This window comes from Agrobacterium vitis (assembly GCF_013337045.2).
Taxonomy (GTDB): Bacteria; Pseudomonadota; Alphaproteobacteria; order Rhizobiales; family Rhizobiaceae; genus Allorhizobium; species Allorhizobium vitis_B.
The window spans coordinates 1,603,620-1,622,330 of record NZ_CP118259.1; the positions used below are offsets into that span (position 1 = coordinate 1,603,620).

Here is an 18,711-nt window from a genome sequence, read left to right on the forward strand (position 1 = left end):
TTATGCTCCCTTCCGGCCGACGCCGGCCTTGGCAATGGCATCCTTCCAGGATGCACCTACGGTTTCCTTGGCCGCCGGCTGTCCGCCGCCGGGCATGGCAAGATTGGCGGCAGCAAGGCGCTGCTGCTCATAGGATATGGCTGGCTGACCAGCCGGTGCGGCGGCGGCGGGCGCTGGCCCCGAAGCCGCAGCAGGCGCGGCGGTGTTGGCACCGGCAACGTTGCCCGTCACGAATGCCACGACCTGTTCGGCTGTCATGCCGGGGGCCGTGCTGGCGAGTTCGAGGGCGGCGCTCATACGGGCGCTGTCCCCCTTGATGCCGTCTGCCGACAGGATCGAATTGATCCGATCTACGGCTGCCTGCGCGCCATCTGCACCACCCTGAACGGCGGCAGCGACGGCGGCGATTGCTCCGGTCGCGGAAGCCGCGCCGGGCACTGTCTGGTTTGCAGACATGTCACCTCCAGTGGTTGATGCCTCAGGGGTCAGAGGCGCTTCGGATAAGGACGCATTTGCGTCCGGTTCACCCTCGTCGAGGGCAAGGGGGTGCGATCCCGGAGAAACAATCCCCCGGATCGTGGCAATCAAACTGGTCATGGGATCAACTCCGGTTAACTTCCTTCACGAAGGCGTCGAACGCCTCGATGGGATCGCCGATGGCATCCACCAAACCCATGGCAAGGGCCTGCTTTGCGTCATAAACATCGGCTTCAGACGCCAGCGCCTTCGCCTTGGTGATCCGGTTCTTGCGGCCCTTGGCGACGGTTTCGGCGAATTTGTCGCGCATCTGGTCGGCCTGCGCCTGCCAGCGGTCAGCAACATCGGCAGATAATGGTTCGTACGGGTTCCCATCCGCCTTTTTCTTGCCGGAGCGGATGATTGTGACCTTGATGCCATCCTGTTCAAGGGCCTGCGAATAATCGGCATGCATGATGATCACGCCAATGGACCCCGCCCCGCCAAATTCCGGCATGACGATGCCCCGCGCCTGCGATGCCAGCAGATACCCCGCCGAATAGGCAAAATCTGTCAGGATCGCCAGGGTCGGCTTTTCCCGCGAAAGCGCCTGCATGGCGGCGGCTGTTTCAAACCCGCCGTTCACCTCGCCGCCATAGCTGTCATATTCGAAGACCACGCCTTTGACGCCCGCATATTTACGGGCCGCCGCGACTTGAGCCTGCAAACCCTGGTAAGAGGTCTCGCCAGAGGCCGAACCGACCCACCCACCCTTATGGACAAGGCTGCCTTCGACCGGGATGATCGCAATGTTGTCGATCATGTCGAACGGCAACATATTGGCGCGCTGATAGGCTCGCTCCAGTCGGTTTCCGACCTTGCCCGCCAGTGGGCGGCCATTACCGAAAGCAACATGATCCGCAGCGCCCGCCGGGTTGGCGATGACGATGGTATCACCAGCGATCCGGCTGCCCATGCCCTGCAAGAAAGCTTCCGCCTTGCGCGGATCGTAGAGCAACGGTGTGTTGAACACCCGCTGTGCGATATGGCCATAGCGAAAACTCATGACTTTCCCTCTAAAACCGAAGCCGCCAGCGGCGACTAGGCCGCCGTCCGGTGGTCTTTTCCTGGCAGGCGGCGGCAAGCCGGTTCAATTCGGCGTTGAGCGCCGACAGATCGGCCGATGAAAACACCACCTGGTCGCGGGTGACAGGTGACTGAATCGACATCTGGCTGACATGCTCGCCCGCCAAAGCCCTCAATTTCACCGAATAAAGCGCCTGAAACAGCGCGCAAGGATCGTCCTGGTCGACATCGACACCGTTGATCTTCACCAGCGCCATCACGCACCCGCCGTCTGTTCTTGGCTTGCGCCAGATTCATTGCTACCGGCTGGATCGCTCGGCAAGCCGCGCTCGAAAGGTGAAGCCATCCCCGCTTCCTTGTAGCGATTATGCCACCGGAGACGGCTTTCAAACCGCTCCTCGGCATCGCCGCCCAATTCGCTGATTTCCTCAGTCAGGTCACCCGTTCCGTTCGCGATCCGCTCGCTGGAAGCCTTGGCCCGCTTCAAATCGTCGGCGGTCGGCTTGGCCGGACCGTTGCACAGCGCCCATTGCACCGCATCGCGGTTGGCGCGGTAGACTTCGAGACCACCCTTGAAGGGAATACGGCCCTCCTCGATCATTTCATCGAGCCAGCTACCATAAGGCACGAGCACATGCGGCGCGGCAATTCGCTGGGTCCGACGCTGGGCAATCGGCCAAAGCGCCGAATTCTCCATCATCGTCGAGGCATAGGTGGCAGCCGTGTAGTCAAGCGTGTACCCGCCATAGCTGACACCAAGCGCCCGGGCCGTTTCCCGGTGCAACGACGCCATAAAATCCTTGTAATAGGAGCCAGGCGCCGTGATGTTCTTGAATTCAAGATCCTCGCCGGGAGCGAGATGCGAAACACCGGCCCCAGAGCCCATCCGGATTTCCGATTCGGCAGCACGATCCATCTGTGCTCGAAAGTAATCGACAACGTCCTGCGCCATGTCCTTAGCCCCGTCCAAAGGGCTGTCTTTCAGGCTTTCAAGCGCCTCAAACACCTCAGCGCTGGGCTTGTCACTTTTCAGGACTGCCGAATAGATGGTCTGCATGAACATGATCTGCGCCGTGGCATCATCCGTGTTCTCGGCCATCAGATATTTCCGGAAGGTCGGGACCAGCGGGGAAATCCCACGCACATCTTCCGCCGAAAACGGATCGAAGGCATGCATGACAAGCTGTCGTCCATCCGCATCCGCCGCCGCATAGTCCACCGTATAGGTCAGACCGTCCCGGCATTCCTTGAAGCGATAGACCTGTGGGCGGCCATAGGCATCGTGGTAGATGCCTTGATAGAGACCCATCATCTCGCTGGTATCCTGAACCAGCTTTTGCGGGGACAGCATCAGCATTTTCGTGCCGGTACGGCAGCCCGGAAGACGCTGCGCACGCGGCAGATACGAAACCACGCCGGTGCTTTCGCCGAAGGCCAGCCAGTTTCGCATGCCGACATCTGTCTGCTGCGGAATGGTCAGCTTGGCGCGGAAATCGCACTCACGCGGGTTCCAGCTCCAAGGCTTCCATTCCCCCTTCACCATTCGTGTCCAGGCTATAGATTCCATCTGATCGTAGCCGAGACGGCTCAAATCCGGCATCGGGTTCAGTTGCAGCTCCACACCAATGGTATCGGCCAGGATCTGGTCAGCAGCTCCGCGCAACCGGCCGGAATTCTGCAACATATCCATGGCAAGGCCCGCCGCCCGCCACCAGATGCGCCGAACCTCGTCACGATGCTCCCGCAAAGACGCCGGGCGAGAGGCAATGATACCAGACTGGCTATCACGCATATATGCGGACGAAGCGCGCCCGTTGCGGGGCACACCAGTTGGGCGCACTGCGGGCGCGCTCACGCTACCCGCCTTCACCCTCACCCGTGGCTTTTCCGTCATTTGCGCTTTTTCCACCTGTTTTCAGTCGGTTTGTCTGCTTTGGTCTGCGCCGGTACCGACGACGCGGGCGCGGTAACCGGTATTTTCTGCGGCTCCGCTGGCCGATCCTCATGCAAGACCTTGTGGCTGACAGAAGACAGCAGATCCGGCACAATCTCCGGCTCCAGCATTGTTCTCAGTCTTGCCCAATCGCTTGCGCTCATCTTCGAAAGGCCAAGGTGTTCCGCCATGGCCATCGCGTAGATTCTGCAATCGAGAAAGTGGTTATGTTCCCGCCGCTTCTTCCACTCTTCGTGCAGCTTGCCCTTCACCAAAGCCTGATGAAAATATTCCCCGGTGATCTGCTGGAAATATTCCTCGCCAAGCTCCTTATGGAAATGGCAATAGCCGGATGGGTCCTGCGCCTCTCCAGCCGCAAGACCAATCTTGTGCAAATTGCCGTAAAACTCTGCCTTCAATGACCATGTGCCGACCGGCCAGGACATCGCCGAACCGAACCGCTTGCGCTTGCCCCGTTTGGTAACGGTCTTGCGCGACGGCAGGCCGATGGCCGGTAGGCCCCGGCCTGGCTGGCCCTTCGTGGCATAGGCATTCGGATGGCGGCGGCACCATTCCATGACCTGGTTGGTACGCCAGCCAGCATCAACGGCCAGTGCATCGATCTTCCGCAGCACCCCGAACGCATCCGGAAATTCCTGCGAAACGAATTCCTCAAACAGCAGCCAGGCGCCCGCTTGCGGGTTGTCCGTCGCGCCTTCAAAGAATTCGGCGAAGACGTTCCAGCTCTGCCGATCCTCTCCGAAGGCAACGCCTTCGCAGTAGATGCCGTAGCCCTGGACGTCTGCACCGGCCACAAACAGCAGTCCGCCAGATGGGATGACGCCGGGCTTGTAGTCTTCCCGCCGCTCCATCAGCCGCTTGTGGTCCGGTGCATTGCCCTTCATCTGATATGGCTTGGCCAAGATCAGATTATGGTAGTCCTTCGCGCCGGCCTCACCCTTTGCCTCGTAGCTGATCTTGTCCTCGGCAATCGCCTCGTAGGACATCATCAACGACATGAAGGCGTCGACATGGAAGCCAGGATGACGATCCGGACCGGATAGAGACGGAATATACCGCCCTTCCCGCACCGCAGATACCCGCTCCATTTCCGAAATATGATGGCCGCATTTTACGCAACGCATCACAGATTTATGCGGCTGGCCCCGGTTGATCAGAAAGTTCTGATCGTCCTGGACCTGCTCAACACAGCATTCCGGGCATTTGATATGCCAGAACCGCTGATCCGAACGCCGGAATGAACGGTCGATACGGCAATGGCCCGGCCCCTCGCCAAGCGCATCGCCGCTGTCCAGCTCCGGCGTGGACAGCTCAAAAATCTTATAGGTCTTCTGACGGCGGAACGCTGTAAAGCGACCGAAGAACAGGTTTTCCGGATCAGCGCCATTCGGCAGCATGTTCCACTTGGACACCTCGTCCTTGACGCCAAACCGCGCCGTCTTCGCCGACAGATCCATGACCGTATTGGCATTGGCCAGATAGATCGCACCACCGGCGAATTTCTTCTCATACGTGGTCGATCCAACCCCGGAACGGCTGGTCGACGGATAGATCGTTTCCTTGCCCGTCCGCTTCTGCCAGGCGTCGATCAGCGGCTGAAGCTTGCCGGAGTTGATGTCTTGCAGAGCATCAATGCCCGGTACGCCATACAGCGCGTTATCCGGGCAGGTCTCCGCAATGTACATCATCCAGGACAACGCCAGAATGGACACGCCAGTCTGCTGCGATTTTCGGCAAGACACCAGATTGCAAGGATGCTCCTGGCTCAGACATTGCGCCATCTCGACCAGGTATGGCGCATCCGCCGCTGACCAAAGCTCGCCCTTTTTCGGCCCATCCACCAACACGACATTCTGGGTCAACCAGCGATCAAAGGGCACCGGCGGTGTCGGCCTGATGGCTGTCGCCAACGTGGACGCAACACCGCGCAGCGCACCAGGATGAACTGTCACGCTTCCTCTTCCTCGATCAAGGCATCACCGGTCGGCGCTTCGCTGGCAATCGCTTCCAGCTTGTCCGCCATCTCGTTGCCGATCTCAAAAGCGATTTCCCGCAACAAGACCCGCACACCATGCACGCCCTCTTTCGAGACGGCCAATGCGAGATCGTCCGCCCGATTCGGTAACCGCCGGATAATCGCCTGCAATTCGGCCCCGATGCCGCGCACCGCAGCATCCACGCTGTCTTTGCGCACCAGCTGCCCGCATTCTTCCTGCCGCCGTAGCTTCTCACGGCCTACAGCCAGCCATTCTTTCTGGCGCCGCGCCTCATCAAAGCTTTCGCTCTGCGGCAATAGCGACCCAGTGCCGCCCGGTTTATCTTCGGAACCAACGCCCCGAATGGGCGCCGAGGCCTTGGCCGGGTTGATATGCCGCGACCGGTAATGGTCATAGTGCGCCAAAGACACCCGCATGACCTGCCCCTGCGGACCACGATCAACCGGCGTTTCCGGCTGGGCTTCCAACATCTTCTTGACCGCCTTGGAAATCGCCGCCTTCGAAACACTGTCCCGCGCCGCAATTTCGGTGATTGACCACATCACATCCGACATCGATCACCATCACCTTTCAGCCGTCAACCCCGTCAACCACCCCCGTTAACCCCGTCAACCCCGTTAACCCAACATTCAAACCTCTGAGACTGCCCGAGACTCGGGAGTATGTCCCCTCGTGGGCGGGTCGGACTTGGGTACGGTCCCTAGACTAGGGGGGGTGTGGCAGGGTTGCAACACTCGGTTTTCGGGGTCAAAATTGATGCAAAAATGCAACATTTTCACCATCAAACCATTGTTTTTATTCAAAGAAACCAGGTATCAGATATCCGATCTCATGCATGACGCGCTTCGGCAGGCTGGTCTCGACGGTCTCGGTGAAGACCTTGGCGCTTGCGCCTGAGACCATCTCGGCTGGAATGACCACACCAGATTCCTCAATCTCGATAGGGTTGCGACGTTTTCCCGCCCGGCGGACGACGTGACCGTGAAGGGAATCCGTCTTCACCCGATTAGGGAAACGCCCACCCTTCATGAATGTGCCGGCGTAGAGCTGGAGCTTGCCGAACGGGGCAGCGGTCACGCCAGCCTTGGTTTCCCGGGCCTTGAAGTATTTCAGGGCGATATCGCCGCCCCGAGATGTGATCGTGTAGTTGAACGAGGCATCGGTAAACGAGACGATCTCGCCAGTGTCCCGGCTGATACCCGTTCCTGTCGCCTTTCGAACCTTCAACGCCTTCTTGATGACGCCGTATGGCAAACCTGTCTGCTTTGCCAGTGTGCGACTAACCTGTGTCAGGGCCTTGTCACCGGTGTGATTTACCGCCCGCTGCAAGACGATCCGCTTTTGCGGGCCATCCAACTTTTTCATGGCGTTTTCCAACCGGTTCATACCGGAGACATCGCCCCAACGGATGGTCAGATCAGCCATAGCAAAAACTCCAGAGTGATCGAGGCGACCGCTGGGCCGCTTATAGATGTTTGGTTCTCCAAGCAGCTGCTATCCCAGGACAGCACCGAACATCATCGCCTCTCACTGAAAGCCGCCATTACAGCAGCGGGGCTCATGGTCGCCTCCATCGGCTGGAAATGCGAAACCCGCCGAGCGTTTCCGCCAGCGGGTTTTTCTTACCTTTTTCAGTGTGCTTAACCTATGTCAAACAATGGTTCAGTGTCAAACGACCGCAATTGCAATTATTTCCCTTTATTTTCAACAAAACTACGCGGATTTCAGGCTTTCTTGCGGGTGTGACCATGGCTCAAGATCTGGCACGAAAGGCAGAATATCGTGGGCCTGCAAATCACCTTCCAGATCAGCATAGAGCGTGGAAAGTGCGGCTTGCCAAATTTGCCATTCAAGCCGGTCGAGGATCGCACCGCGAATGGAACTCGTCAGATGATATTTGCGGTAGGCGCCTTTGACAGGGCGTCTTGTCCGCCGGTTATAGCCGTCTGTCTCGATACTATAAGTCCTGCCAAAGGCGTCTTTTGCTTTTGCCAGGGCAAACCATCTCGTTTGGCCAGTCGGGCTTGTCACCATGGCTTCGAGAGGTCTGTCCGCCTGCCAGTCCGGTCCACGGCCAAGAATGGCGCATGTCGTCACCAGCGAAACCATATGGCTGCCGGCGAGCCTATCGCCTTTGATCAGCACTTCTTCCCGTATTTTCGCCACTTCCGCCGCCACAAGGCCACGCTCATCGGGCCATTCAGGAAACAAACACCACTCTTGTGGAATATCGAAGCCGAAGCTCGACAGGCCCAGCACAGCTTCCCCTGCCCGCACTGCATCGGCGTGCGGGAAGCCATCCTCAATGAAATCCGGGATCACACCGTACCCGTTTGGGCTGCGGTCAATCATCGTACCCAAGGCCGCGTATGAGCCGATCATCCCCCAAGACGATGGAATTAAGGCCAGACCGACATTTGATCCAGACCCGACTTTGCAGAGTTCTTTCGTGAAAGCCCAATTCAGAAAGGCTTCAATCGTAATTTTTTTCATTCTCTCACCTCTTATTTTCAAAGTTTGGACAGCAAGGACAGATAACTGGTAAAAAACGGACAGATAAAATCGACAAATGGACAGATAAAATCTAATAAAAACAATAGATGGACAGCTAGGACAGATAAGTTGCGACCTTTAATGATGCGCGCAATACAAACCGCATCATCAATTTCTCATGACACGCATCATCCATGGCAATCCGGTTCTGAAAAAATGCGCGCGAGCGCGCATCACGAAAGGACGGGAATTACCTGTCCTAGCTGTCCATCGTTCATAACATTTTGAAAACGTTGCGCTCTTCCTGTCCGAAGGAAAAAACCTATCTGTCCGTAAGACCGGTTTATCTGTCCTAGCTGTCCACCCCGGACCCTCGGAAGGGTGCAAAAGGCAGGTAGACGCCGCGCTGTCCACCTTGTACCACCGAAGGGTCCGGGCGCGCAACGGCATCAGAAGCCCTCCGGCATGGGTTCATAGTCTGGATATTGGCCGCCAGGCGCTTCCGGCCTGAATTCATCCCTCACGCGAATGCCGTAGTAGACCGTGCCATTCGACCGTCCACGGCGGAACTGATGCATGCCGCCGTCCGGCCCTTTCCAACTCTTGCGAGTTTGATCCGGCAACCGCCGTGTGAAGGTGGGCTGATGAAATTCAGACAGGCCCTCGCGTTTCGCATAGCGTTGATAGGCATTGTATAGGTCGAGCGGTGTTTCCTGATCGGCGTCGGCGCCGGTAATATGGCAGGCATGGCGCAAGAACGCGCCGATAGGGTCGCTTTCCTCACGATACTCGCGTGTCGCGTCCTTAATGCCCTCTGGCTCTTGAAGCCCTGTCTCCAGATAGGCAATCGCCCCCGACACCATCCAGGCGAATATGCCGTTGCGTTCCTCGCGCAGCTTGCGCGGCAGGTCGCGGTCTACATCTTCTTCAGGGATCTGGATTTCCCACGGGACCAGCTTCACACGCCGCCATATGCCGTCAGAATCGTCCTTGATGATCGGCTTATGGTTGCCGGACAGGATGATTTTGAATTGCGGGATCAGTTCGAAGAAGTCCTGGTTGAGCTTTCGCACCGGAAGCGGTTCGCCGCCGGTCAGGGATTTGATCAGCGCATCCTTGAGCTGCACGCCCATTTCCGGCTCCGAGGCCGCCACCAGGCGCACGCCGGGCAGACGGGCCAGATCGGGCGTGGCCTCGGCGCCAGAGCGGCGCTTTTCGCCAGCGAAACTATCGATCGACATGGACGCTGCATAATCAGCCAGAATATCCACCATCAGATCCACGAAGGTCGATTTACCGTTGCGACCCGCGCCATAGAAAAACAGCAAGCACTGCTCACCCGTCATACCCAGTAGGCAATAGCCGAGATAGCGTTGCAGAAAGTTGCGGTATTCGACATTCGGCATGACCTGTTTCAGGAAGTTGCGAAATGTCGGGCAATCCTCGTCCGGCGTGAAATCCACCTCTGCCATCTTGGAGATCAGGTCTTCCGGCCGATGTTTGTCCATCCGGATTTTCCAGCGCCGCACGCCTTCCACCACCCGGCAATAGAACCGCAGCGTCCCGCTCTGACAATTGATGGCGTAGAGATCGGTATTCAGATCCTTCACATCCAGCGAGCAGTAAGGCACCGCCTCTTTCAGCATGTTGTCGATCTTGGATGTCCCGGCCGCGCTCTTGGCATGACTGTGGCGAGACGACATGCGGCCACGCCGCCCCTCCTCCACCTCGTCCATGGCGTCGACCATCTTTTCCAGTTCGGCATATTCGGCATATTGCTCTGGCGTCCAGGAGGATGTGGCATCCACCATCTTGCGCCGCGCCCGCTCGGCCTGCTGACCGGTCTTGATCCTGTCCTTGATCTTCTGATGCAGCACATGGGCTTCCTCCGGCCAGTCGGCCTTCGGATTGCCCATCTTCACCTTTTCCCGTTCGGCTTCCTTCATATCGGCGATCAGACCGTTCAATTCCGTCAGGCGATCATCGTCGACGGCTTCTCGTACGGTCGGCGGGCGGCCCATGTCCTGCAACTTTTTCGCCGCATCGCGACCAGCCTCGATAGCTGCCTGTTCCTTGGTCGAGCAATCCAGCAGGATCGCCTCATCATCGATCAGCTCGGCGGTGCGATGGGCAAAACGGCGCACCACGGCGCCGGATGCGTCTTCCATCCAGCGTTGACCGTCGAACCCATGCCACCCGACATGCGTCACATGGCGCAAATACCGCCCATAACGGGTCAGCAGCCGGTTGGCATTGCCGATGTCGGTTTCCGGCAGGGCCGCGCATTCTTCGAGGATTTCCGGCCCGGACAATTCAAGGACATCTTCGTCCGGTTCCGGCTCATCAATAGGCAGAGGGTCCGGGCGACCAGCATAGGCCCGGCGCTGCGCCTCGGCATCTTCCAATATCTTGCGGACAGATTCCGGCAGGTCCGGCTTTTTCGGCTCTGTCATGGCTTGCAGGTCCAATAGCGGTCAAGAATGAAACGAAACAAAGCGACAGCCATCACCGTGGCGATCAATACAACAACAACCGCTGGCCAGAACCCGAACCATGCAACCTTGAAGCCATTGGCAAATGATCCAGCCAGAAAGGGGATCATAAAAAGCCAATATCGCGCGCCGAACCATTTGAGTGGATTAAGCATCATCATTCCTCCCCTCGCACGGCGGCAAAGGCTTCTGAAAAGTCCATGGTGGCGGGCGGATAGACGATCTGGATATCCAGCCCCGGTCGCTCCAGGCGGGCGGCCATGCGGGCGAGGCAGGCGGCGGTTTGCACCGGTTCGCTGTCGCCATCGGCCAGCACCAGCAGTTCGGTCACATGGGCGGGCACCTGCATGGCATCGTCTGGCTGGTGGTCCGGCTTTGGCATTGGACCCTGCACATTGACACGACGCGCCCGGCCGCGACTGTCGACCGTGGTCAGCGTCGGGTGCTTGAAATCCGAAGCCGGGTCGCGTGGACCGGCGAGATTGCCGATGTCACCGGCGGCGAGGTAGAAGGTGTCTTCGCGCCAGCCTTCCGGCCCGGCCCATGCGGCGGGGTTTTCAATCCCCTCGCCCACCACCCAGCGCGCGGCCTCCGGATTGCCGAACACCGGCAGGATCGAGCCTTTCTTGACGCCGTGCATTTTCTTCGATGACAGCGGCTTCCCCTCCGCATCGAGCAACACCGGGCGGAATTTCGGCTTGTTGGTGAGATCGATCCAGATCTGCTGGCTGCCGGTGATCCGGAAGTCCAGATTGACGAAGGGGATGGACAGTGCCGGGCCGACATAGATCGACATCGGCCGCTTCCATTCGTCGACACCATAATAGGTGGCGCGGGGCAGGAAGCGGATATGCTCGAACACGCCATCATGCGGCCAGAAGCCGGTGCGAAACCGCAGATAACGGCGGATCAGCGCATAGCCTTCCGCCTCACGCAGGCCAGCGGCAAGGCAATCCAGGGCATTGAGCCAGAGGTTGCGCCCGAGGTTGATGGCCTTCTGGCGCTGCTGATCGGCTTTGGCATCGTTTTCGGCCCGCTTCTTGTCGGCCTTGGCGCGGCTATCGGCTGCTCGCTGTTCGCGCGCCAGGCGCTGTTCTTCCGTTTCCTGCTCACCCTCGGCTGGCACCGTCTCGCCCAAGGCATGGCCGCAGGCCATCAGAAATTCCGCCCGGTTGCGCAGGTCGAGATCGCGCCATACCGCCGCCAGACCGATCCCATCGCGCCCGCCGCCGCAGGTTCGGCAATTGAAGGCATTCTTGGTGCGGTTGACGGAAAACCTGTCCGTGCCATCATGGCAGCGCGGGCACGGCCCCTGATATTCGGTGCGGCCTTTGGGCTCTATGATTCCGAGCCGATCCATAGCATCCGACACGCTGACATCGCGGGCCCGGGTGACGAAATCGTCGATGATGGGGCTGGTCATTCGGCACCCCTCCTCGAATACCAGATCGTCTCTATTGGCGTTACGATGCTGTAGGAGTGCTGGCCGAGCTGGACGACTAAGACGCTCGCCAAGTCGCGGGCACGGGCAACAATATCGCCGGGCTCTTTTGGGAAACGCGGATAATTGATGAAGCCAACGCGGAAACCTTCTTCGCGTCCGCCAGTGTAAATAAACGACTGCGGGGATAACGTTATGCAAAGGCCGGTTTCGGCGGCATAACGCTGAATGATGATGCCAGCGGTGTTGATGTCCCCAGCCATATGGATATCAACGTCGAATGATGGCGCTACTTTCTCCGTCATGCCGGCTTCCTTTCGTCCGTCATGTCCAGATATTGGCCCCACTTACCGTCGTCCTGCGCGGCTTCGGCCAGCTCGGCGCGGATGTCGGCAAGGCAATCATCCAGTCTATCGAGCCAACTCCATGTACCCATGCTGTTGCTCGCACTGAATTCCTTTTCCTCGACATAGAGCCGGACCGCGTTGCATGCTTCTTTGAGATTCATTCTGCGGCCTCCCCAAACCCACAGCCGTCGCCGCATTCCGCGTCGAATTCGTCGAAACTGGCATCTTCAAACATATCGACTTGCCGAGCTGCGGCTTGAACAAGCTCAATCACCCGGTCGCGGCGGTCGAAAAAACCACCTCGTTCGACTTCCATTTCGTGCCACCATTTGGCGCACCCGGGGTTGCGGCGAATGCGAGCAAGGCGCACTCCCCGCCCAGTCGCCATGCAGAGGTCGCAATTACCTTCCCAAGGCTCAAGACCAAGATCGAAAGGCTGACCACGCCAGAAGTCCATTACGTCGGCCTTACGGATTTTTGCTTTTGCAAGCGGGTAGATGACCTTGCGGCCATCCCTCTCGGCGCGCGCCAATCCATTGAGAATGCGCATGCCTTCATCATCACGAATGCCGATTACTTCCGCATATTCACCGGCAACCCATGCGAAGCTCTTTGCCAGAGCGAACATGGGCAGAAGCTTAAGAAAACTGGTACACCAGCGTTCCTGCCAATTGGGAAGACGCTGCTTTTTCCGGATCAGCGCAGCAAACGGTTCTCCGTTGCGGCTTGCGCTGTTGAAGCCTACCAGCTCATAGCAAGGGTCAGTATCGCGCCATTCCAGCCAACGGATTGATACGCCCCATCTGCTGCCGCATTCGTAGACAAAATGCAGCGTCTCTTCCCGCTCCTTGCCCGTGTTGGCAAACGCCACGACGATATCATCCGGCAATTTGCCGCCATGGGCTTGAACGATGCGATAGAGCATGTATGCCGAAATCCGCCCGCCGGAGAACGAAATCATGGCAGGGCCTTGGATAAGGAATGGGTCGTGCATCAAACCATCTCCCCACGCAATTCGCGCAATTCCTTGAAGCAGATTCGCCGCAACCGGCCGCTGGCCAGCAGGCTTTGCGCCAGGTCTTTCAGCCGCACGTCTTCCCGACCGAACAGATTGAAATCGATCAGGCAGGCTGTGCCTTCGCGCCAACCGCGCAGACCTTCCGGGCAGGTGATGACGCGCAGCGCGCGGCCATCGCCAAGGCGACCACGCGGAACCTGCCAGGCATCGCAGGTCTTAGCCGCCGCATCCCGGTTGGGGGCGATGATCAGGGTGATTTTTCGGTCCTCACGCATCGGCCGCCTCCAGCGCAATGGCCGCAATGGCAAGACGACCGGCGTCGGTGACGGCCCAGGTGCTTTGACGCGGGCCTTTGCCGGCGCGAAGGCAGATGATCAGTCCGCGTTCCTTCAGGCTTTCCAATATCCAGCGCACCGAACCTTTGGTCAGGCCCGCCCGACGCTCCATTTCAGCATGAGGCATGCTGATCGGCCCATCTTCGGCACAAAACAGCCGCAGGATTTTCGAGGCTGGCGCGGAGAGATCGTCATCCTCGCTTCGTTCGCAACGGTGGTGTTCCCTCTGGTCTGGCATGTTGACCTGATGCCGAGCCGCGCCGAGCCGCTGCATGCCATCACCTTTCAAGCCCGTGGCACCGGCCATTTCCGACATTTTTTCAAACATCAGGCGGACGCAAAGCGTCTGATCAGCGGGGGAAAGGCTTGCGAATTTTACCGGGGACAAAGAACAAGGCCCGAAGAGATCCAGTGCGATCATGACCACCTCGATTTTCTGGGAAGGGAAGACGGGGCGGCCCGGTCCGGGTGACTGGCCGCCGAGGGAGAGGAAACCGGCGCGGAGGGTGCGGGTGAAGGCTCCGCTGGTGTGGCTGGCGCATCGACGGCCCACCGCTTGTCATGCCAGGCCTGAAGCGTGGCCACATGGGCGGCATAATCCATGTCGAATTTCCGCCGCTGGCGCTCTTCGCGCCAGATCTGTTCAAACAGACCGCCAGCGCCATACCAGCGATTGATCACCTTGGCGTCGGTCGGGATCGCCGGGATACCCGAGACATCACTGACGATCCGCGCCCATGCAGGCACCAGCTCCAGATCGCAATGAAAGAAATCGATGGCCGCCTGCTGCGGGTTGTTGGTGACGACATAGAGGCCTGGCGCGGTTGGTGGTTTGCTGCTGGCGCTGCTCACTGTGCCGCCTCCAGCAGGTCGAACAGGTTGGGCATGGCCATGTCGCGGGCCGCTGCCTCGACATATTTGCAGCCGTCGAGAAAATAGGCCGGGTTCAATTCAGTCGCGATGCCCTTGCGACCGAGCTTGATGGCCCGGTAAGGCACCGTCATCAGACCGCCAAACGGATCGAATACCGTTTCACCCGGCTCGGTATATTGGCTGATAGCCCGGTCGACGATGTCGAATTGCAGCGGGCAGAGGTGCATTTCCTTGCCCGCCTGCGCCTGCAGCGTATTCATCGACAGCATGCGGGTGATATCGGTCCAGACGTCGTCATGCTTGGAATGCGGCGGCAACAGCATGAAGGTCGAGGGCAGCATGCCCCGCTCTTCCAGGTGTTCGGCAATCTTCACGTGATGCTCGAAATCGTAGACCGATTCGAGCGAGTAGCGTTTCCAGAGCTTGAAGATCTGATGATGCTCCAGCCCGGCCAGATCCTGAACGGGCAGCAGCCGGTTGCCGGAACTTGGCATGAAACCATGGGCATCGAGCTGCCAGCGGGCGCGGGAATAGCCGGTCTCATTCGACCAGGCCCCATCCGCGCCGCTCCATTGGCGCTTGTCCTTCTTCACCGGCCGATCAGCATAGCCGTTTGAGGCATCGGAGGGCGGCTTGCGGAAAATCAGCAGATATTCCGGCATGCCGTTACCCATCCGGCTGCCATCCTTGCACTGCTCGGACCAGCCGAGCCGGTAGGTCTGGTTGTTTTCCCGCACCACATCCGTCGTGATGGTCTTGCGCGACAGGAAGGCAAAGCCGTGCTGCTTGAAGCGGGCAACGCAATCATCCGAGAACGGATAGACGGTCTGGAAACCGTGCCCCGTCATACCGCCCGGCACGATCCGGTCCTTCACATGAATGGCGGCAATCCGGCCCGGCGACAGCACCCGCAGCAGTTCGGGAATGAGGAAATCCATCTGCTGCCAGAAATGATCGTTATCGTCGATATGGCCGAAATCGCAGTAGTTCGGAGAATATTCGTATTGGGTCGAAAATGGGATGGATGTGACGATAAGGTCGACGCTGTCGGCAGCCATCGTCTGGGTTTCCAGCACGCAATCATTGTTGATCAGCCGGTAACCATCGCCGGACACCTCGATTCGGTCGACGCCAAGCGAGCGTTGCAGCGTGGCGGCCATGGCGGCGCTGGAAAGGCCGTATTCCTTGATGATATCGGTCATGATCTGCATCTGCTCCTCGTGGCGCTGCCATTTTTCTTGCAGATTGTCGCGCACCGGCCGCTCGGCCTCCGTGTAGATGAGGTCGAGGCGAACCTCGTGATCCTGCATGAAGCGGTAGATGCGGTGGACGCCCTGGATGAAGTCGTTGAACTTGAAGCCAATGCCGAGGAAGATTTCCCACCAGCAATGGTATTGAAAGTTGGGGCCGGACCCGAGCATCGACGGCTTGCCCGCCAGCTCCGGCAATCGCCCATCGGAAAAGGCGCAAATCGTCTCTTCGCGCGCATCGAGATCCTGGCTGCCATACACAGTGGCAATGCCGGGGATCGCCGCCTCGATGGCCAGCCGCTCGGCTTCCAGATCGTGCCAGATCAACCGGTGCGCATCGGGGTTTTCCGCCCGCAGCTCCATCAGCTTGGCAATCCGCACCGGCAGGCTGTCGCGCTTTTCGCGGGCGGCATCCGATAGCGATGCACTGGCATTGCGAAACAGCCGGGACTGGCCATTCTTTTCCGCACCGGCGCTGGTATGGTCGGCAGGCAGCTCGTGCCAATGCACCACCATGGCAGGCAGGTCATAACCTTCATCGGAAAAACCGAGATCGGACGGCTTCTGCACAAACAGCGCCCAGCTCGCCACCCACAGCCAGAACTCGCGCTGCTTGTGCGGATAGATGGTCAGGCTGTCGGCCTTTTCGGAATTGCGCTTGAAGAACCTGGTCTTTGCCTGCCCGACATCCATGATTTCGAGAAAGGCGGAATAGGCCAGAAGCTCAATGAACTGGTTGGGGCTTGGCGTGGCCGTGGCAACAAACTTGAAGCGCACCCCATCAAACAGCCGCATGAATTCGCGGAACGTCTTGGAGCCGCCGAAGCCGCGCAGGCAGGACGCTTCGTCGAGGCTGACAGCCTCAAACAGGTGCGGGTCCAGTTTCCCGTCACGCACCGTCTCGTAATTGGTCATGTAGAGACCGGTGGCACTGGCATCATCAATCGACCGGATGAATTCAAACGTCGGGATACGATCAGGCCGACCCGCCTGCCAGGCTCGCAGCTCGGCGCGCTGCGCATCGGTAATGCGTGGGTGATCGCCGGTTGCCAGCATATGCGCATCGCGGCGAAATTCCTGCCGTACACCAAGCGGCGTGACGATCAACCCGCGACCGCCGAACCTGGCAGTGATGATCCGCAGGATTTCAATCTGGATGACAGACTTTCCAAGCCCGAACTTGGCAAACACGGCACGGCGGCCACCCCGGCAGGCCCAGACGACCATCGCCTTCTGATGAGGCAGGAGAATGGGATTGATTTCGTCCAGCGATACATCAAACCCGCCTTGCGGGGCCATCTGGACTTTGTTTTTGAGGAAATCGACGTAGTTCATGCCACGTCACCCCTATTGACCTTATAGGCCGTCGCCGGTCCACCGGGCTTGCCCTTTTCGATCACGGTGATGTAGCCGGCCTTCCGAAGGCTGATTATCACCTGTGCGGCCACGTCCGGGCCGATGCCAAGCTGGCGGGCCAGACGTTTGGCACCGATGCGGACATCCGGTCCCGGTTGGGCGCGGAACCAGTCGAGAACCTTCTTCTGTCGAGACCCGAGAGGCTGGTTATGCCGGGACAGGCGGGCGTTGGGGCAAAGCTCTTGCGGTGTTTCGCCATCAAGAACGGCGTCCACCAGATCGCTCTTGGCAATCGCCTTGGTCAGCGCCAGCACCACATGCCGTGGCGAACAATTAAACCTGGCGGCTTGGGCGTCCAGAAACGTCATGACCTTGCGGTCCTGAAACGAAACCACAAGGTTCTTCACAGCAACTCCCTCCGCACTTCCGCGACAATTTCGGCGCAGCGGATACAGTGCTTTTCGATCACCTCGGCCATCGTCAGCGCCGATCCGCACTCCCGGCAGGTGCGCCGATCCATCGGTGGGTTGGGCGCAAAGGCCGCAACGTTGATTTCGTGGTCATGGCGACGGCGGGCGTCGTGAAGTTTTTGTTCAACCGGGGTCATACGCTTGCCCCCGCCTTGCACATGATTTCACGCACTTTTTTGATGACCCGCTCGCCTTCACGGCCGATATCGCGGGCCTCACCCGTGGAAATATGCCCGTCGTCCAAAGCCTCGACGACGGCGGTCTTGAGCGCGGCGGCAAAGCTGTCCATGGTCAGCAGATCAATAAAACCAAGCCCGGTCGGCGCCGCTTCCGGCTCGTCCTTAACCAAGCGATAGCCCTGCAGGCGGGCCAGCTGCTCGGTGATCACGGGTGATCCGGCCTCAAGGTCCGCTTCCAAGACGATATCGAGCGGCATGAATTTTTCCGCGTTATCCTCGGAGGTGCTGGCATAGTTGGACAGCGGCGCCTTGCCGACGCGGGTTGTGTGCTGAAAGCATTCCGCCGTACCCGCCATCTGCACTGCGCGGCGGGTGGCGCCCTTCAAGGCAGCGGCCTGATCTTTGTTAATTGCGCGCACGTTTCCCTCCTCAGAAGTCAAGGATATTTTTTGCCGATTTGTTTTCGTGAACTGCCCCGCGCGGGCGGATAAAACCGCAACAGCAACAGGAACTTAACGCCAGCTCTTACTTACTCGCGAGGATCGTATGCCCCACCATGAAGAAACAGCCGAGGAGACCATGGGGCGGCCCCCTCGGCAGGTGGCACCGGGCAATACCCAAACCCGGCGCGGGAGGAACGGAAGCGAGGAAAACAGTTCATTCGACGACCTCCGGAATTCTAATACCAGGACGGACGACCTCATCCGGCCAATGAGCACCCTCTGGCCAGTTGGCCGAGAACCACTCCATGGCACGCTCGAAAATTGCAGTGAGAATGTCGCATCCGCCGGCAATGTCATCGAGCTTGGAGCCACGGTTCAGCACAAGTGTCGAGACGCGCTTACGGCTGATACCGCGTTGTGCGCCATAGACATCGGCAACCAGAAGAATTTGCTCTCTCATGTTCATGTCGTCCAAAATGCGGACAAAAAACCGCATTGTCAACAGATAAATGTCCGCGTTC

At 59.0% G+C, this 18,711-nt stretch carries 22 protein-coding genes; all 22 read right to left on the reverse strand.

Going from position 1 to position 18,711, the window contains the following annotated elements:
* On the reverse strand, positions 1-597 hold the full coding sequence (locus G6L01_RS07670) for a hypothetical protein (protein WP_174109455.1): 597 nt from the start codon (positions 595-597) through the stop codon (positions 1-3).
* A 4-nt stretch (positions 598-601) separates the two neighbouring features.
* Positions 602-1,522, reverse strand: a complete 921-nt coding sequence (locus G6L01_RS07675; RefSeq protein WP_156533379.1) for a S49 family peptidase — start codon at positions 1,520-1,522, stop codon at positions 602-604.
* A gap of 10 nt (positions 1,523-1,532) precedes the next feature.
* A complete protein-coding gene (locus G6L01_RS07680) occupies positions 1,533-1,799 on the reverse strand; it encodes a hypothetical protein (protein WP_174109457.1) in 267 nt (88 codons plus the stop codon).
* Entirely contained in the window at positions 1,799-3,436 is a 1,638-nt protein-coding gene (locus G6L01_RS07685) for a phage portal protein (RefSeq protein ID WP_174109459.1), read from the reverse strand. The genes G6L01_RS07680 and G6L01_RS07685 overlap by 1 nt, the downstream gene beginning before the upstream one ends.
* Positions 3,433-5,448 carry a terminase gpA endonuclease subunit gene (locus G6L01_RS07690; RefSeq protein ID WP_174109461.1) on the reverse strand — a complete coding sequence of 672 codons (2,016 nt, stop codon included), beginning with the start codon at positions 5,446-5,448 and terminating at the stop codon, positions 3,433-3,435. Before G6L01_RS07690 ends, G6L01_RS07685 begins: the two co-directional genes overlap by 4 nt.
* On the reverse strand, positions 5,445-6,047 hold the full coding sequence (locus G6L01_RS07695; RefSeq protein ID WP_070150690.1) for a hypothetical protein: 603 nt from the start codon (positions 6,045-6,047) through the stop codon (positions 5,445-5,447). The genes G6L01_RS07690 and G6L01_RS07695 overlap by 4 nt, the downstream gene beginning before the upstream one ends.
* A 241-nt stretch (positions 6,048-6,288) precedes the next feature.
* The gene (locus G6L01_RS07700) at positions 6,289-6,918 is read right to left on the reverse strand and encodes a phage tail protein (protein ID WP_202032421.1); all 630 of its coding nucleotides are present in this window, start codon (positions 6,916-6,918) and stop codon (positions 6,289-6,291) included.
* Between the two features lie 288 nt (positions 6,919-7,206).
* Complete coding sequence (locus G6L01_RS07705) at positions 7,207-7,986, reverse strand: hypothetical protein (RefSeq protein ID WP_174109463.1); 780 nt, start codon at positions 7,984-7,986, stop codon at positions 7,207-7,209.
* Between the two features lie 449 nt (positions 7,987-8,435).
* On the reverse strand, positions 8,436-10,439 hold the full coding sequence (locus G6L01_RS07710; RefSeq protein WP_174109465.1) for a DNA primase family protein: 2,004 nt from the start codon (positions 10,437-10,439) through the stop codon (positions 8,436-8,438).
* Complete coding sequence (locus tag G6L01_RS07715; protein WP_345799426.1) at positions 10,436-10,639, reverse strand: hypothetical protein; 204 nt, start codon at positions 10,637-10,639, stop codon at positions 10,436-10,438. The genes G6L01_RS07710 and G6L01_RS07715 overlap by 4 nt, the downstream gene beginning before the upstream one ends.
* Complete coding sequence (locus G6L01_RS07720; protein ID WP_174109468.1) at positions 10,636-11,901, reverse strand: hypothetical protein; 1,266 nt, start codon at positions 11,899-11,901, stop codon at positions 10,636-10,638. The genes G6L01_RS07715 and G6L01_RS07720 overlap by 4 nt, the downstream gene beginning before the upstream one ends.
* A complete protein-coding gene (locus G6L01_RS07725) occupies positions 11,898-12,224 on the reverse strand; it encodes a hypothetical protein (protein ID WP_174109469.1) in 327 nt (108 codons plus the stop codon). Before G6L01_RS07725 ends, G6L01_RS07720 begins: the two co-directional genes overlap by 4 nt.
* Positions 12,221-12,427 carry a hypothetical protein gene (locus G6L01_RS07730; RefSeq protein WP_174109470.1) on the reverse strand — a complete coding sequence of 69 codons (207 nt, stop codon included), beginning with the start codon at positions 12,425-12,427 and terminating at the stop codon, positions 12,221-12,223. The genes G6L01_RS07725 and G6L01_RS07730 overlap by 4 nt, the downstream gene beginning before the upstream one ends.
* Positions 12,424-13,260: an adenine nucleotide alpha hydrolase family protein gene (locus G6L01_RS07735; RefSeq protein ID WP_174109471.1), complete on the reverse strand. Its 837-nt coding sequence runs from the start codon at positions 13,258-13,260 to the stop codon at positions 12,424-12,426. The genes G6L01_RS07730 and G6L01_RS07735 overlap by 4 nt, the downstream gene beginning before the upstream one ends.
* Entirely contained in the window at positions 13,260-13,559 is a 300-nt protein-coding gene (locus G6L01_RS07740; protein ID WP_174109472.1) for a hypothetical protein, read from the reverse strand. Before G6L01_RS07740 ends, G6L01_RS07735 begins: the two co-directional genes overlap by 1 nt.
* Complete coding sequence (locus tag G6L01_RS07745) at positions 13,552-14,040, reverse strand: winged helix-turn-helix domain-containing protein (protein WP_174109473.1); 489 nt, start codon at positions 14,038-14,040, stop codon at positions 13,552-13,554. The genes G6L01_RS07740 and G6L01_RS07745 overlap by 8 nt, the downstream gene beginning before the upstream one ends.
* Entirely contained in the window at positions 14,037-14,471 is a 435-nt protein-coding gene (locus tag G6L01_RS07750; protein ID WP_174109475.1) for a hypothetical protein, read from the reverse strand. Before G6L01_RS07750 ends, G6L01_RS07745 begins: the two co-directional genes overlap by 4 nt.
* The gene (locus G6L01_RS07755) at positions 14,468-17,077 is read right to left on the reverse strand and encodes a DNA methyltransferase (protein WP_174109477.1); all 2,610 of its coding nucleotides are present in this window, start codon (positions 17,075-17,077) and stop codon (positions 14,468-14,470) included. Before G6L01_RS07755 ends, G6L01_RS07750 begins: the two co-directional genes overlap by 4 nt.
* The gene (locus G6L01_RS07760) at positions 17,074-17,505 is read right to left on the reverse strand and encodes a helix-turn-helix domain-containing protein (RefSeq protein ID WP_156590718.1); all 432 of its coding nucleotides are present in this window, start codon (positions 17,503-17,505) and stop codon (positions 17,074-17,076) included. The genes G6L01_RS07755 and G6L01_RS07760 overlap by 4 nt, the downstream gene beginning before the upstream one ends.
* On the reverse strand, positions 17,502-17,705 hold the full coding sequence (locus G6L01_RS07765; RefSeq protein ID WP_174109479.1) for a hypothetical protein: 204 nt from the start codon (positions 17,703-17,705) through the stop codon (positions 17,502-17,504). The genes G6L01_RS07760 and G6L01_RS07765 overlap by 4 nt, the downstream gene beginning before the upstream one ends.
* On the reverse strand, positions 17,702-18,166 hold the full coding sequence (locus G6L01_RS07770; protein WP_174109481.1) for a hypothetical protein: 465 nt from the start codon (positions 18,164-18,166) through the stop codon (positions 17,702-17,704). Before G6L01_RS07770 ends, G6L01_RS07765 begins: the two co-directional genes overlap by 4 nt.
* A 238-nt stretch (positions 18,167-18,404) precedes the next feature.
* Positions 18,405-18,650: a hypothetical protein gene (locus G6L01_RS07775; protein ID WP_234902227.1), complete on the reverse strand. Its 246-nt coding sequence runs from the start codon at positions 18,648-18,650 to the stop codon at positions 18,405-18,407.
* Positions 18,651-18,711: the final 61 nt, after the last annotated feature.